Source organism: Variovorax sp. MSC1_012, from assembly GCF_023667525.1.
GTDB classification, from domain to species: domain Bacteria; phylum Pseudomonadota; class Gammaproteobacteria; order Burkholderiales; family Burkholderiaceae_C; genus Variovorax; species Variovorax beijingensis_B.
This window is the reverse complement of the sequence record NZ_CM174443.1, coordinates 4,849,431-4,864,283: the sequence shown is the minus strand read 5'-3', so window position 1 is coordinate 4,864,283 and position 14,853 is coordinate 4,849,431. Positions and strand designations below refer to the sequence as shown.

The window sequence follows — 14,853 nt, the reverse complement described above, 5'->3', positions numbered from 1 at the left end:
CGACAGCGGCCTCAGGCCACCGCGCTCAGCAGCGCCGCGTTGCCGCCGGCCGCCGTGGTGTTGACCGTGACCGTCTGCTCGGCACAGAAGCGGTACAGGTAGTGCGGCCCACCGGCCTTGGGCCCGGTGCCGCTCAGGCCCTCGCCGCCGAAGGGCTGCACGCCGACCACCGCACCGATGATGTTGCGGTTCACGTAGATGTTGCCCACGTGCGCCCGCGTCGCGAGTGCCTGCGCGCGCGAGTCGATGCGGGTCTGGATGCCGAGCGTGAGGCCGTAGCCGAGCGCGTTGATGCGATCGATCACCTCGGCGGGATCGCTCAGCTCGCCCTGGCCCCAGCGCGCGATCTGCAGCACCGGCCCGAAGATCTCGCTGCTCACGCTGTCGATGGAGGGCACCTCGTAGGCTTGCGGCGCGATCAGGTTGCCCTCGGTTGAAGAAGAAGCCGGCGCGAGCAGCCGCTTCGCCTCCGAATCCAGCCGCTTCAGATGGCGCCGGATGTTGTCGGCCGCCTCGGCGTCGATCACCGGCCCCACGTCGGTCGCGAGCAGCGCCGGGTCGCCAGCGGCCAGTTCCCCGGCCGCGCCGCGGATCATCTCGATCACCGCATCGGCGATGCCCTCGTGCAGCACCAGGAGGCGCAGCGCCGAGCAGCGCTGGCCGGCCGAGCGGAACGCGCTCTGCACCACGGCGTCGACCACCTGCTCGGGCAGCGCGCTCGAATCGACCAGCATCGCGTTGATGCCGCCGGTCTCGGCGATCAGCGGCACGATCGGGCCCTCCTTGGCGGCGAGCGCGCGGTGGATGATGCGCGCCACCTGGGTCGAGCCGGTGAACACCACGCCCGCCACCCCCGGTGCCGCCACCAGCGCGGCGCCCACCGTTTCGCCGGGGCCATGCAGCAGCTGCAGCGCATCGGCCGGCACGCCGGCGGCGTGCAGCAGCTTCACGGCTTCGAGCGCGACGGCCGGCGTCTGTTCGGCCGGCTTGGCCAGCACCGTGTTGCCGGTGGCCAGCGCGGCCGCCACCTGCCCCGTGAAGATCGCGAGCGGAAAATTCCACGGGCTGATGCACACCCAGGGGCCGCGCGCCGTGAGCCGCAGTTCGTTGCTCTCGCCCGTGGGGCCGGGCAGCGCCACCGGCTGCATGATGCGCTCGGCCTCGTCGGCGTAGTAGCGCAGGAAGTCGACGGCTTCGCGCACTTCGGCGACCGCGTCGCCCCAGGTCTTGAAGGCCTCCTTGACCAGCAGCGCGCAGAAGCGCGGCAGCTCGCGCTGGAGCGCGTCGGCGGCCTGGCGCAGCATGGCGGCGCGCGCCTCGACCGGCGTCCTGCGCCAGCTGCGGAAGGCGGCGGCGCTGGCGGCCACGGCCTTGGGCGCGCTTGCGGCATCGAATACCTCGACATGGGGCACCGCGGTGGTCTCCAGGGCCGCGAGCAGCGGCGCGCGCATCGGCTCGACGGCAAGGTCCACGCCTTCGCTGTTGCGCCGCGCCGGCGCCGGGCCGTAGAGCGCGGGCGGCAGCGGCAGGGCGGGGTTTGCCTCTTCGAGCCAGAGCGGCGACATCAGCAGCTCGCCGATGTCCACCTGCTCGTCGCCGAGCTGGTTCACGAAGGACGAGTTGGCGCCGTTTTCCAAGAGGCGCCGCACGAGGTAGGCGAGCAGGTCCTTGTGCTGGCCCACCGGGGCGTACACGCGCACCGGCGCGGTGGTGCTCTTCATCACTTCGCGGTAGACGCCCTCGCCCATGCCATGCAGGCGCTGCAGCTCGAAGGGCGCGCCGGCCGCCTCGGCCATCTGCAGGATGGCCGCGATGGTGCCCGCGTTGTGGGTGGCGAACTGCGGATAGACCGCATCGGGCGCCGACAGCAGCGCGCGCGCACAGGCCAGGTAGCTCACGTCGCTGTGGTGCTTGTGCGTGAAGAGCGGGTAGTGCGGCAGGCCGAGCTCCTGGGCCCGCTTGATCTCGGCGTCCCAGTAGGCGCCCTTCACGAGGCGGCACATCAGCCGCAGCTTGTGCCGGCGCGCCACCGCCGTGACGTGCGCAATCAGTTCGAGCGCGCGCGTCTGGTAGGCCTGCAGCGCCAGGCCGAAGCCGCGCCACTGCGGCCGCTCGGCGGCCACGCGCTCGGCCAGCGCCTCGAACACGTCGAGCGAGAGCTCGAGCCGGTCGACCTCTTCCGCATCGATGGTGAGGTTGAGGCTGGCATCGGCCGCAAGCTCGCACAGCTGCCACACGCGCGGCACCAGCTCGCGCATCACGCGCTCGCGCTGCGCGTCCTCGTAGCGCGGATGCAGCGCGCTGAGCTTGATGGAGATGCCGTCGTTGTGCTCGGGCCCGCGCGCCGCATCGGCACCGGCCGCAATGGCGCCGATGGCCTGCGTGTAGCTCTTGAGGTAGCGCAGCGCATCGGCGTCGGTGCGTGCGCCTTCGCCAAGCATGTCGTAGCTGAAGCGCAGCGCGCCCTGCCGGCGGTGCGCCGTGCGGGCCTCGTCCATGGCTTCGGCGATGGTCTGGCCCAGCACGAACTGGCGCCCCAGCAATTGCACCGCGCGCAGCGTGGCGGCCACCACCGTGCGAGCGCCGAGTTTGGCCATGAGGCCGGGCGGGTGGTCGCCTTCGGGCAGGAATTTCTTCGACATCGCGATGGCGGCGGACGACAGCCGCGACAGCGTGGAATCGGCCGTGCCCTCGAAATCGGCCCGGCCCAGCTGGTCGGCCGTGAGCGCGATGGCCGTGGCGGCGTCGGGCACGCGAAGCAGCGCCTCGGCCAGGCGCATCAGCGCCAGGCCCTCGGCGCTGGAGATCGGGTACTCGCGCAGCAGGCTTTCCATGGCCCAGAACGGCGGCGGATGGCGGCGCACCGCCTCGACCCAGGGCGTGGCGGCGGCGGCCGCGGCGCTCCAGTCGAGCGCGCCTTCGAGCGAGGCGAGCCGGTGCGAGACGACATCGGCTTCAGGGCGGTAAGGGATGGGCAGGTGCATGGCAGTTCCTTGGTTCTATCCCCTATGGTCTTTGGATATAGACCGAATCTTTTGCCAAAAAATATGAGCACGGCCGGATAATTCACCAATGCTCGACCTGGATCTGGATCGCATCGATCTCCGGCTGCTGAAGATTCTTCAGGAAGACGGCCGCATCACCAACCTCAAGCTGGCCGAAACGGTGGCGCTCTCGCCCACCGCCGTGCTGGCCCGGGTGCAGCGGCTCACGCGCGACGGTTTCATCCAGGGCTACGAGGCGCGGCTCGATCCGCACAAGCTCGGGCGGGGGCTCACGGTGTTCGTCGAGATCCTGCTCGACCGCACCACACCCAACGTGTTCGAACAGTTCAAGGCCGCCGTGCAGGTGCGCGACGAGATCATGGAATGCCACATGGTCGCGGGCGGCTTCGACTACCTGCTCAAGACCCGCATGGCCGACATGGCGGCCTACCGCGACTTCGCGGGCACGGTGCTGTGGCAACTGCCCGGCGTGCGCGAAACCCGCACCTACGCGGTGATGGAAGAAATCAAGAGCAGCGCGCGGCTGCCGCTGGCCGTATAGCGCCCGTCAGGCGGGCTTGGGCCGGCCGCCGAAGATGGCCGTGCCGATGCGCACCATCGTGCTGCCGGCGCTCACGGCCGCCTCGAGGTCGGCGCTCATGCCGAGCGAGAGGGTGTCCAGTTCGATGCCGGCGGCGCGGATCGCGTCGTACACAGCGCGGGCGCGCAGGCACAGTTCGCGCTGCGCGGCGAAATCGGGCGCCGGTTCGGGAATGGCCATGAGCCCGCGCAGCCGCAGATGTGGCAACGCCGCCACAGCGCGCGCGAGCGGCAACGCCTCTTCGGGCGGCACGCCGGACTTGTTGGCGCCGCCGTCCACATTGACCTGCAGGCACACCTGAAGCGGTGGCAGATGCGCCGGCCGCTGCGCCGAAAGGCGCTCGGCGATCTTGATCCGGTCGATGCCGTGCACCCAGTCGAAATGCTCGGCCACGGGCCGCGTCTTGTTGCTCTGCAGAGGGCCGATGCAGTGCCATTCGAGTTCCGCGCGCAGGTCCGACAGCGCGGCGATCTTGTCCAGCCCCTCCTGCACATAGTTCTCGCCGAAGGCCCGCTGGCCCGCCGCATGGGCCTCGCGCACGGCCTCGGGCCCGAAGGTCTTGGACACCGCCAGCAGCCGGACTTCGGCCGGGTTGCGCCCATGTTCGGCGCAGGCCTTTGCGATCCGGTTCTTTACTTGCTGGAGGTCGTCGCCAATCATCGTCATAATCTTCCAAAATCGTATCAAAACGTCACCGAACTCGAGCCGAGGACCCCCGTGGACATTACCCAGTTGCTGGCATTCAGCGTCAAGAACAAAGCCTCCGACCTGCATCTGTCGGCCGGCCTGCCGCCGATGATCCGCGTCCACGGCGACGTGCGGCGCATCAACGTCGATGCGCTCGACCACAAGTCGGTGCACGCCATGGTGTACGACATCATGAGCGACACGCACCGCAAGCACTATGAAGAGTTCCTGGAGGTCGACTTCTCGTTCGAGATCGACGGCTTGGCGCGCTTCCGCGTGAATGCCTTCAACCAGGCGCGCGGCGCGGCGGCGGTGTTCCGGACCATTCCCTCGAAGATCCTCACGCTGGAGCAACTCAACGCGCCCAAGATTTTCGCGGAACTGGCGCTCAAGCCGCGCGGGCTGGTGCTGGTGACCGGGCCCACCGGCTCGGGCAAGTCCACCACCCTGGCCGCGATGGTCAACTACCTGAACGAAAACGAGTACGGCCACATCCTCACGGTGGAAGACCCGATCGAATTCGTGCACGAATCCAAGAAGTGCCTGATCAACCAGCGCGAGGTCGGTCCGATGACGCTGTCGTTCTCCAACGCGCTGCGCTCGGCGCTGCGCGAAGACCCGGACGCCATCCTGGTGGGCGAGCTGCGCGACCTGGAAACCATTCGCCTCGCAATGACCGCTGCCGAAACGGGCCACCTGGTGTTCGGCACGCTGCACACCTCGTCGGCCGCCAAGACCATCGACCGGATCATCGACGTGTTCCCGGGCGAGGAAAAGGAAATGATCCGCGCCATGCTGTCGGAGTCGCTGCAGGCCGTGATCTCGCAGACGCTGTGCAAGACCAAGGACGGCCAGGGCCGCGTGGCGGCGCACGAGATCATGCTGGGCACGCCGGCCATCCGCAACCTGATCCGCGAGGCCAAGGTGGCGCAGATGTACTCGGCCATCCAGACCGGCCAGGGCGCGGGCATGCAGACGCTGGACCAGAACCTGACCGACCTCGTGCGCCGCAATGCCATTTCGGCCGCCGAAGCGCGCGGAAAAGCCAAGATCCCCGAGAATTTCCCGGGCTGATCCCAGCCCTTCGGAGTACCGACACATGGAACGCGATCAAGCCAGCCAGTTCATCAACGACCTGCTCAAGCTCATGGTGAGCCGCAACGGCAGCGACTTGTTCATCACCGCCGACTTTCCGCCCGCGATCAAGGTCGACGGCAAGGTCACCAAGGTGTCGCAGCAGGCACTGGGGGCGCAGCACACGCTGGCGCTCACGCGCTCGGTCATGAACGACCGCCAGACGGCGGAGTTCGAGCGCACCAAGGAATGCAACTTCGCGATCTCGCCGACCGGCATCGGCCGCTTCCGCGTGAACGCGTTCGTGCAGCAGGGCAAGGTCGGCATGGTGCTGCGGACCATCCCGGCCAAGCTGCCGACCATCGACGGCCTGGGCATGCCGCAGGTGCTGAAGGACGTGTCGATGACCAAGCGCGGCCTCACCATCCTGGTGGGCGCCACGGGCTCGGGCAAGTCGACCACGCTCGCGGCCATGATCGACTGGCGCAACGAAAATTCCTACGGCCACATCGTGACGGTGGAAGACCCGGTCGAGTTCGTGCATCCGCACAAGAACTGCGTGGTCACGCAGCGAGAAGTGGGCATCGATACCGACAGCTGGGAAGCCGCCCTCAAGAACACGCTGCGCCAGGCGCCCGACGTGATTTTGATGGGCGAAATCCGCGACCGCGAGACCATGGAGCACGCGGTGGCCTTCGCCGAAACCGGCCACCTGTGCATGGCCACGCTGCACGCCAACAGTGCCAACCAGGCGCTGGACCGGATCATCAACTTCTTTCCCGAAGAGCGCCGCGCCCAGCTGCTGATGGACCTGTCGCTGAACCTGCGCTCGCTGATCTCGCAGCGCCTGGTGCCCACCGAGGACGGCCAGGGCCGCGTGGCGGCGGTGGAAGTGCTGCTGAACACGCCGCTCATTTCCGACCTGATCTTCAAGGGCGAGGTGGGCGAGATCAAGGAAATCATGAAGAAGAGCCGCAACCTCGGCATGCAGACCTTCGACCAGGCGCTGTTCGACCTGTTCGAGAGCCACTCGATCACCTTCGAGGACGCCATCCGCAACGCCGACTCGGCCAACGACCTGCGGCTGCAGATCAAGCTCAACAGCCAGCGCGCGCGCAGCACGGATCTCTCAGCCGGCACCGAGCATTTCGCGATCGTGTAGATGCAGGTGACGCGGGCGCCGCGTTGGCTTTAAGCTCTCGCCCATGAGCAGCATCAATCCCCGAACCTACGAATCCACCCCCTCCCAGACGGTGGCCTTCCTGGGCCTTGGCGTCATGGGCGGCCCGATGGCCGGACACCTGGCCAAGGCCGGCCACAAGGTCACGGTCTACAACCGGACGCCGGCCAAGGCCGAGGCCTGGGTCGCCGAATTCGGCGCGCCCGGCCGCCATGCCGCCACCCCGCGCGAAGCGGCCGCGGGCGCCGACATCGTCTTCAGCTGCGTGGGCAACGACGACGACCTGCGCGCCGTGGTGCTGGGCCCGAACGGCGCCTTTGCCGGCATGAAGAAAGGCAGCGTGCTGGTCGACCACACCACCGCCTCGGCCGACGTGGCGCGCGAACTGGCGAACGCGGCGGCGTCGGCCGGGCTGCAGTTCATCGACGCGCCGGTGTCCGGCGGACAGGCCGGCGCGCAGAACGGCGCGCTCACCGTGATGTGCGGCGGCGACAAGTCGAGCTTCGAGCGCGTCAAGCCGGTGATGGAGTCCTTTGCGCGCGCCGTCACGCTGCTGGGCGCGAGCGGTGCCGGCCAGCTGGCAAAAATGGTGAACCAGATCGCCATCGCGGGCCTGGTGCAGGGCCTGTCCGAAGCCATTGCCTTCGGCCAGCGCGCCGGCCTCGACATGAAGCTGGTGCTCGAGGTGATCGGCAAGGGCGCCGCCCAGAGCTGGCAGATGGACAACCGCGGCAAGACCATGATCGACGGCAAGTTCGACTACGGCTTTGCCGTCGACTGGATGCGCAAGGACCTGGGCCTGGTGCTCGACGAGGCCAAGCGCAACGGCGCGCGCGTGCCCGTGACGGCGCTGGTCGACCAGTTCTATGCCGACGTGCAGCAGGCCGGCGGGCGGCGCTGGGACACGTCGAGCCTGATCATCCGGCTCAAGTAAGGAAAAAGCCCGCGCAAGCGGGCTTTGTTTCTTGCTGGATCAGCGCACCGGCGTGGTCGTCGCGCCGCCGGGCTGGGCCGGCGGCAGCGGCTCCATCGGCGGCAGCGGCACGCGCGACGATGAAGAAGATCCGGGCGCCGACGACGGTGCCGGCGCGGGCGGCGGCGATCCGGTGCCGCCGCGTTGCGCCTGGCTGGCCAGCTCGGCCTCGCTCACCACCTCGACCACGCGCACCACCTTCTGCACGCCCGAGATGCCGCGCGCGATTTCGGTCGCGCGGTCGGTTTCGCGGCGCGTCGCGATGCCCATCAGGTAGACCACGCCGCGCTCGGTCACCACCTTGAACGAATTGGCGAAGATGTCCTTGGCGTCGAGCAGCGAGGCCTTGACCTTGCCGCTGATGAACAGGTCGTTCGAGCGTTCCTGGAAAGTGCTGGGCGGGCCGATGGTGAGCTCGTTGACCACCGAGCGCACGTTGTCCACGCGCTGCACCACTTCTTCGACGCGGCGGCGGTCGGCCTCGCTGCCCACGGCGCCCGTCAGCAGCACCTGGCGGTTGAAGCTGGTGACGCTCACGTACATGTTGTCGTTGGCGATTTCGCGCACGCGGGCGGCCGCGCGCAGCTCGATGCCCTGGTCGTCGAGCTGGGCGCCGGAGCTGCGGCGATCGGTCGCCACCATGCCCACGCCCACCGCCGCGGCCCCTCCGACCACGAGCGGCACGCAGGCCGAAAGCCCGGCAACCAAGACGGTTCCCGAGGCAAGAGCAATGGCGAGGCGTTGGAACGGTGTCGTTGTCATGTAGAAGCTTCCTGTTCTCCGAGTAGCTGGGCATCCACGCCATCGCACAGGCAGTGCAGTGCGAGCAGGTGGACTTCGTGGATACGCGCCGCACGTTCGTGCGACACGCCGATCTGGACGTCGGTTTCGCGCAGCGCGCGTCCGATGGCGCCGCCGGTTCCGCTGCTGCCCGCGCCGGGCGATGCCGGCTGGCCGGCGCTGGCGTTGCCCAGCAGCGCCACCACCGTCATGTCGCGCTCGTGCGCGGCCATGACCGCGGCCAGCACCGCCGCGGACTGCCCGCTGGCGCTGAGCGCAAGCAGCACGTCGCCGGCCTGGCCGAGCGCGCGCACCTGGCGGGCGAAGCGGTCGGCGTCGATGGCGTTGGCGCTGTCGGCCGCCGGATCGGTGGTGTCGCCGGGCAGCGCGATGGCGCCCAGCTCGGGGCGCTCGCGCTCGAAGCGGCCGACGAACTGCGCCGCGAACTGCGCCGCCAGCAGGCCCGAGACGCCCGCACCGCAGGCCAGCACCTTGCCGCCGCTGGTCACGCACGCCAGGATGGCCTGCATTGCCTGCGAAATGGGTTTGCTGAGGACTGGGCCGGCCTGGTACTTGAGGTCGGCGCTATCGATGAAGTGTTGCTGAATCCGTTGCTCGAGCATGGGGCGCGATGATACCGGGGGGCGATGAAACAAGACGTTTGCGTTCGATGTGGGGGTGGAGCCTGCGGCGCGCTTTCAGTTCCCGCCCGCATCGAATGCGCCCTGCAGCCAGGTGATGCGCTCCTCGACCAGCACCACGTCGAAGCGGCATGGCGGCAGCGTTCGCAGGCCGTTCAGGTAGTGGCGCGCCGCGAACACGATGCGCCGCTGCTTGACGCCCGTGATGCTGCCGCCGGCGCCGCCGTGCGTGCCGCTGCTGCGCTGGCGCACCTCCACGAACACCAGCGTGGCGTCGCGCGGATCGCGCATGATCAGGTCGATCTCGCCGCCGCCGCGCCCGGGCGTTCGATAATTGCGCGCTACCAGCGCCAGGCCGGCGCATTGGAGATGGTCGAGCGCGGCGTCTTCCGCCGCATCGCCGCGGTGCTTGGTCGTGATGGTCTTCATGCTGGCTCCCTGCCGGCTTCTTGGCTTCTTTTTTGTTCCTACGGAGAAACCCCTTGGCTTCACTAGCACCCGCTTCCTTCGGCGCCGCCCTTTCGGCCGCGCGCGATGCCTCGGGTGCTCAGCATTATCCGCAGGGCACGCTGTACGTGGTGGCCACGCCCATCGGCAACCTGGCCGACATCACGCTGCGCGCGCTGCACGTGCTGCAGATGGTGGATGCCGTCGCCTGCGAGGACACGCGCCACACGCAGAGCCTGCTGCGCGCCTACGGCATCGACCGGCCGAATGCCCAGCTCTTGGCCGTGCACCAGCACAACGAGGCCGAGGCCGCCCAGGCCGTGGTCGCGCGGCTCGCGCAGGGCGAGCGCATCGCCTACGTGAGCGACGCCGGCACGCCCGGCGTGAGCGACCCGGGCGCGCGGCTGGTCGCGGCCGTGCGCGCCGCCGGGCAGCGCGTGCTGCCGCTGCCGGGCGCGAGCAGCGTCACCACGCTGGTCGGCGCCGCCGGCCTCGTCGCGGCAGGCGACGAGAGCAGCGCCTTCGTGTTCGCGGGCTTCCTGCCGACCAAGGCCGGCGAGCGCGACGCGGCCGTGCAGGCGCTCGCGCAGGAGCGGCGCGCGGTGGTGCTGCTGGAAGCGCCGCACCGCATCGAGGCCGTGGCGCGCGCCCTCGCGACGCTGGGCGAGCGCCGCATCACCATTGGCCGCGAGCTCACCAAGCAGTTCGAGGAGATCGCCACCGTCGCCGCCGCCGAGCTGCCGGGCTGGTTCGCGGCCGGCCGCGACCGCACCCGCGGCGAATTCGCGCTGGTGCTGCACCCGGTGGCCGCGGCCGCCGACGACGGCAGCGCCGAAGGCGAACGCGTGCTGCGCCTGCTGCTGGCCGAGCTGCCCGTGAAGACCGCGGTGCGGCTTGCGGCCGAGATCAGCGGCGCACCGCGCAATGCGCTGTATGAAACGGCGCTGCGCATTCGCAACGGCAACGACGCAGCGGACGAGTAGCAGCTCCTACCTCGATTCGGAGAGGAACTCCGGTGGTACGGTTTCAGTCAGCCAAACCCCGTTCTCGGCGCGATGAAAGGCATGGCCGAGCGCATGCATTCGGCCTGAATCGACCCGCAGCACGTGCGCCTTGCCATGCCGGCTTCCCACCTGAAATGCCGTAGCTTCGTCGACGGAAAGATGAACATGTTGCCGCGAGCCGGGTACGAGGCCTTGCTCAAGAATGGCGGCAAGAAAGCGCGTGGCCGTTCCATGAAAAAGTTGCGCTGGAGGAGCCAGGACATCGAAGCTGCGATTGACCTGGGGCGTGGAATGGCCTTGCAGGGCACGAATGCGTTGCCCGTCGTCCGAAAGCTCGTAGCGTTTCTTCGCGCCCGAAGTCGCCGCTTGCATAACCTTTGGTCGAGTCAGATCGCGACCGGCGGCCGTTGAGCCTGTGACCAGCGCATCAATGTCGGCCCACCCCTCCGCGTCGAGTCGCAGGCCAATGGACTCCGGAGCGTGCCGCAGCACGTAGGCGATGAATTTGCTGACGTCTTCTGGAGTCATGCTGTTCTTTCAGTCGAGCGAAGGGGCGTCTGCCAACGGTCACCCTCGGCGAGCAACGCATCCATCAATTTCTGCATGTCCGCCGTCGGCGGCCGGTCGCCTGAATGAAACACCTGGTATTCGAGCGGCGGGTAACCATTCAATGGAATGGCGACCAACCCCTTGGGAATCCGGCAGCAAGCATTCACAACCGTTACACCGAAACCCAACTGGGCGAAGCGCAACATCAATTCCCAGCCATTGGCTTCCAGCACCGGCTGCCAAGGCACTGCCTCAGCCTGCAGAAGCCGGCCAAGAAGCTCGCGATGAGGCTTGCCTGCCGGCGGAACGATAAGTGGCGCATCCTTGAGATCTCGCAGTCGTACAGTTTTACGCGAGGCGAGGGCATGTGTACGAGGCACGACCAATACCTGTCCAACCGTAGTCAATCGGGCCGCTTTCAGATCCGCAGGAACCGTACCGAGCGGCGCAATGCCCAGCTGCGCCTGCCCAGCCCGCACTGCCCGAATTGACTCATCGCGATTGTGCGTAAGCAATTGCAGATGCAAAGACGCGCCAGCTCCGGAGAACTGTGACAGTGCTTTACCCAACAGGTAGAGATAGGCCCCTTCGCCCGCTGTCAGCGTGATGGTGGGCTTGTCATGCCCCACCTGCAATCCTTTCACGAAGCGGCGATTCAGCATCAGCAGCTCCCGTGCGTGCCGTGCGACTTGCTCGCCAAGACGTGTGAGTTCAAGGGAGCTTCCCACGCGCAGATACAGCTTCGCATCGAGCTGTTCGGAGAGCTTTCGCACCTTTGCATGCAGAGCGGGCTGGCTGATGTGCAGCAGGCGAGCCGACTCACTGAAGTTCAGCGTATCGGCAAACACGGCGAACGATTGCAGCGCGTCGAGGTTGGTGCGAGGAATTTCCATCTATCCATTTTATGGATAGCCCCTCCAATATCAGTAGTTCCTGGCGATTCCTTTCGTTTTTACGATTCATCTGCTTTCAAACAGGAACAAGAAATGAAAAACACAGACAATCATCTTCCCCGCCTTGGCATCGACATAGGACGCGTGTTGATCGCTGCCGAAGGCTCGGGCGGCGCCGATACCTCATTCATCGGTGGCTCGTTGGATGACGCACTGAGCACGCCGCCTTACGAAGGCATGTTCGATGCGGTCGCACCACTGGTCGCAAAGTTCGAGGGACGAGTCTGGCTGGTTTCGAAATGCGGACCAAGTGTGCAGGCCAAGAGTCGCGCGTGGCTGTTGCATCATCGCTTTTTCGAGCGAACTGGCATGGCGCCCTCAAACCTGCGCTTTTGCCTTGAACGACCTCAGAAGGCCGACCATTGCCGCGAGCTCCGCATCACGCACTTCATCGACGATCGAACCGACGTACTTCATCATCTGAAAGGCATCGTGCCAAACCGATACCTCTTCGGACCTCAGCGCAAGCCAGTCATGGACGCGGGGCTTGTCCTCCTGCCGGCATGGAAAGACGCGGCGGCACTCGTCAAGTGACGGTTCAACCTCAGCCATCCAGCTCCGCATAGCGCCTGAAGATCCCGTCCTCGTTGAACGCGATGCGGCGCGGGCTTTGCAGGTAGTCGTGCACGCGCTGGCGGCGGCGGACGTTGTCGTGCAGTTTCTCGACCGCCGGCGTGGCGGCCAGCGCGCGGGCCGCGGCCTTCGGGAACGCATAGCGCAGGCCTTCGACCAGCTGGAACAGCGACAGATCGGCGTAGGTCAGCACATCGCCCACGAGGTGCGACGGCCCCGCGGGATTGCGCTGCAGCACGCGCTCGAACCAGTTCAGGAACTTGGGGATCCGCTCTTCGCGGAAGGCCCGCGCGCGCTGCATGGCGGCATCGCGCTGTTCCTCGTAGTAGGCGCCGACGGAGATCGGATGGTGCGTTTCGTGCGCCTCGGCCACCACGTCGGCGATGGTGAGCTGCAGCTGGTGCGTCCAGAGGCCGTCGGATTCGCCGACGCCCGCGAGGCCGAGCCGCGGCCCGAGGTACAGCAGGATGGCCGCGGTCTGCCCCACGACGATGTCGCCGTCGATCAGGAACGGCGGCGCGAAGGACGGGCGGACGATCTCGGGGTCGTCGAGCCGGTCGCCCAATGCGGACTCGCCGCCGCCCTTCGATTCGGGCAGCCGCGCCACGTCGACATAGTCCGCGCCGGCGGCCTCGAGCGCGAGCCGCACGAATTCCCCGCGGCCCTGGATGGTGGGCCAGTAGTGGAGTTGATAGGTGGTCATGCAGCCATGGTGTCAGGCTCCGCATGCCCCTGCAACCGCCTCGCTCTTAGGCCCTCAGAGCCCCTCGGCGAGTTCCACTGCGCGGCGCTTGGCCTCGGCTCTTGCACCGGCATCGACCTCCGGGCCCATCAGCGTCTTCTCGACCACCACCGAGCGCACCTCCTGCACGCCGATGAAGCGCAGCCAGGTCTCGATGTAGGGCAGCTGGAAGTCGAGCGCGTGCGCGGAGCCGTCTTTGCCCAGGGGGTAGTCCAGCCCTCTTGCGCACACCACCGTCGCCCGCCGGGTCTGGAGCATGCCCGAGAGGCCCGAAGCGTCGAAGCGGAACAGCACGTCCTTGTGCGACACCACGTCGATCAGGTGCTTCAGCTTGTAGGGAATACCAAAGTTCCACAGCGGCATCGCCAGCACGATGTGGTCCGCCGCGTGGAAAGGCGCGGCAATGCGCCGGACCTCGTCCCAGGCCGTCTGCTGGGCGGCGGTGAGCGGCACGCCATTGATGCCGGCGTATTTGGCGTCGAGCATGTCCTGCGACAGCTCGGGGAGCTGCATCGTCCAGGGGTTCAGCGTGGTGACATGGCAGGCCGGGTGGAGGCGCTTCACTTCGTCGATGAAGGCGCCGGCCACTTCGATGCTGGCGGAGCGCGTGGTCCTTGGCGAGGTCTCGATGTACAGGAGTTCTTTCATGGCGTGCAGGGGTGAGTGGTACAGAAGGCCAAGGCTAGGCAGCACGAACCCTGCACACAAGCAACATAATTTGCTTCCATTCAGAACCAATCGCACTGAAACCTATGCTCGACTCCCAGCAGCTGCGCGCCTTCGTCTCGGTGGCCGACCATGGCAGCGTGACCCGCGCGGCCGAAGCCATGCACCTGACGCAATCGGCGGTGAGCGCACAGATCCGGCGGCTCGAGGAACAGCTGGGCTGCCGCGTCTTCGACCGCACCACCCGGTCGCTGCAGCTCACGGCCCAGGGCAGCGTGCTGCTGAGTTATGCCAGGAGCATCCTCAAGCTGCAGCAGCAGGCGGTCTCGCGGCTTGCGGCGCCGCGCCATGCGCCGGCCACGCTGCGCCTCGGATGCTCGGAGGGGTTTCCCAGCGAATGGCTGTTCGCCGCGCTCGCGGGCTTTCGCCAGCGCAGGCCGGACGTGCATGTGGAAATCACCTGCGGCATCAGCACGGTGCTTGCCAGGCAGGTGCGGCAGCGCTCGCTGGACCTGATGGTCGGCACGGTCTGCGATGCCGGCAGCGACACCGAAACGCTCTGGATGGAACCGCTGGTCTGGGCCTTTTCGGAAAGGGCGCTGCTCGATCCCGACGTGCCCGCCCCGCTGGCTTTTCTCTCGGAGCCCTGCCCGTTCCGCGAAGCCGCGCTCGCCTCGCTGGCCGGCCACGGCACGACGAACTGGCAGGTCGTGCTGACCGCGCAAAGCTCTGGCGCATTGGTGGCCGCCGCGGCCGCCGGCCTGGCCATCACGGTGCTGACGCCGTCGGGCATGCCGCCCATCCTGCGTTCCATTCCGCCAGGCAGCTTCCTGCCGCCGCTGCCGCCTGCCCGCTTCGTGATCCAGCAGGCCGAAGGCAGCGCGGCACCAGAGCCGCTGGCGGCCCTGATCGACGAGGTGCGCGAAGCCTGCTTCCGCTGGCGCGGCGCGCATTCGAGAGCGCTCGACGCATAGCGCAGCGCCCCCCCGCGGCGGCTGG

Annotated in this window: 16 protein-coding genes; 7 read left to right on the top strand and 9 right to left on the bottom strand. The window is 67.7% G+C overall.

Translation table 11 applies throughout. The features are described 5' to 3' along the window. Positions 1–11: 11 nt before the first annotated feature. Positions 12–2,984 (bottom strand): L-glutamate gamma-semialdehyde dehydrogenase, encoded by a 2,973-nt coding sequence (locus L1081_RS22925; RefSeq protein ID WP_489414212.1) that lies wholly within the window; start codon positions 2,982–2,984, stop codon positions 12–14. Positions 2,985–3,072: 88 nt separating this feature from the next. Here L1081_RS22925 and L1081_RS22920 point away from each other — a divergent pair, with 88 nt between their 5' ends. After that, positions 3,073–3,546 (top strand): Lrp/AsnC ligand binding domain-containing protein, encoded by a 474-nt coding sequence (locus tag L1081_RS22920; protein ID WP_489414211.1) that lies wholly within the window; start codon positions 3,073–3,075, stop codon positions 3,544–3,546. 6 nt (positions 3,547–3,552) lie between these two features. Here L1081_RS22920 and L1081_RS22915 read toward each other — a convergent pair whose 3' ends face one another. Continuing rightward, complete coding sequence (locus tag L1081_RS22915) at positions 3,553–4,251, bottom strand: YggS family pyridoxal phosphate-dependent enzyme (RefSeq protein WP_489414210.1); 699 nt, start codon at positions 4,249–4,251, stop codon at positions 3,553–3,555. A 51-nt stretch (positions 4,252–4,302) separates the two neighbouring features. Between L1081_RS22915 and L1081_RS22910 the strand changes: the two genes are divergently transcribed. From L1081_RS22910 to L1081_RS22900, 3 genes are read left to right on the top strand one after another with little or no spacing between them, the layout of a single operon-like run. Next, on the top strand, positions 4,303–5,346 hold the full coding sequence (locus L1081_RS22910; RefSeq protein WP_015867574.1) for a type IV pilus twitching motility protein PilT: 1,044 nt from the start codon (positions 4,303–4,305) through the stop codon (positions 5,344–5,346). Between the two features lie 25 nt (positions 5,347–5,371). After that, positions 5,372–6,508: a PilT/PilU family type 4a pilus ATPase gene (locus tag L1081_RS22905; protein WP_124958857.1), complete on the top strand. Its 1,137-nt coding sequence runs from the start codon at positions 5,372–5,374 to the stop codon at positions 6,506–6,508. Between the two features lie 43 nt (positions 6,509–6,551). Further along, a complete protein-coding gene (locus L1081_RS22900; RefSeq protein ID WP_489414209.1) occupies positions 6,552–7,460 on the top strand; it encodes an NAD(P)-binding domain-containing protein in 909 nt (302 codons plus the stop codon). Positions 7,461–7,499: 39 nt separating this feature from the next. Here the strand turns inward: L1081_RS22900 and L1081_RS22895 are convergent, their stop codons facing one another. The 3 genes from L1081_RS22895 to L1081_RS22885 form a co-directional block, all read right to left on the bottom strand. Then, positions 7,500–8,261 (bottom strand): BON domain-containing protein, encoded by a 762-nt coding sequence (locus L1081_RS22895; protein ID WP_489414208.1) that lies wholly within the window; start codon positions 8,259–8,261, stop codon positions 7,500–7,502. Then, positions 8,258–8,902: an SIS domain-containing protein gene (locus L1081_RS22890; RefSeq protein ID WP_047785717.1), complete on the bottom strand. Its 645-nt coding sequence runs from the start codon at positions 8,900–8,902 to the stop codon at positions 8,258–8,260. Before L1081_RS22890 ends, L1081_RS22895 begins: the two co-directional genes overlap by 4 nt. Positions 8,903–8,977: 75 nt before the next feature. Further along, positions 8,978–9,349 (bottom strand): YraN family protein, encoded by a 372-nt coding sequence (locus tag L1081_RS22885; protein WP_489414207.1) that lies wholly within the window; start codon positions 9,347–9,349, stop codon positions 8,978–8,980. Between the two features lie 53 nt (positions 9,350–9,402). Between L1081_RS22885 and rsmI the strand changes: the two genes are divergently transcribed. Then, entirely contained in the window at positions 9,403–10,350 is a 948-nt protein-coding gene (gene rsmI, locus L1081_RS22880) for a 16S rRNA (cytidine(1402)-2'-O)-methyltransferase (protein WP_489414206.1), read from the top strand. A 6-nt stretch (positions 10,351–10,356) separates the two neighbouring features. Here the strand turns inward: rsmI and L1081_RS22875 are convergent, their stop codons facing one another. Then, positions 10,357–10,899, bottom strand: coding sequence for an RNA 2'-phosphotransferase (locus tag L1081_RS22875; protein ID WP_489414205.1), 543 nt, complete (start codon positions 10,897–10,899; stop codon positions 10,357–10,359). Then, positions 10,896–11,813, bottom strand: coding sequence for a LysR substrate-binding domain-containing protein (locus L1081_RS22870; protein ID WP_489414204.1), 918 nt, complete (start codon positions 11,811–11,813; stop codon positions 10,896–10,898). Before L1081_RS22870 ends, L1081_RS22875 begins: the two co-directional genes overlap by 4 nt. A 93-nt stretch (positions 11,814–11,906) precedes the next feature. Here L1081_RS22870 and L1081_RS22865 point away from each other — a divergent pair, with 93 nt between their 5' ends. Beyond that, complete coding sequence (locus L1081_RS22865) at positions 11,907–12,407, top strand: hypothetical protein (protein ID WP_489414203.1); 501 nt, start codon at positions 11,907–11,909, stop codon at positions 12,405–12,407. A 10-nt stretch (positions 12,408–12,417) separates the two neighbouring features. Here L1081_RS22865 and L1081_RS22860 read toward each other — a convergent pair whose 3' ends face one another. Together L1081_RS22860 and L1081_RS22855 are read right to left on the bottom strand one after the other, a co-directional pair. Next, positions 12,418–13,149, bottom strand: coding sequence for a glutathione S-transferase family protein (locus tag L1081_RS22860; protein ID WP_489414202.1), 732 nt, complete (start codon positions 13,147–13,149; stop codon positions 12,418–12,420). A gap of 54 nt (positions 13,150–13,203) precedes the next feature. Next, positions 13,204–13,836, bottom strand: coding sequence for an NAD(P)H-dependent oxidoreductase (locus L1081_RS22855; RefSeq protein ID WP_489414201.1), 633 nt, complete (start codon positions 13,834–13,836; stop codon positions 13,204–13,206). Between the two features lie 104 nt (positions 13,837–13,940). Here L1081_RS22855 and L1081_RS22850 point away from each other — a divergent pair, with 104 nt between their 5' ends. Further along, entirely contained in the window at positions 13,941–14,828 is an 888-nt protein-coding gene (locus L1081_RS22850; RefSeq protein ID WP_489414200.1) for a LysR family transcriptional regulator, read from the top strand. The last annotated feature ends 25 nt before the right edge of the window (positions 14,829–14,853 follow it).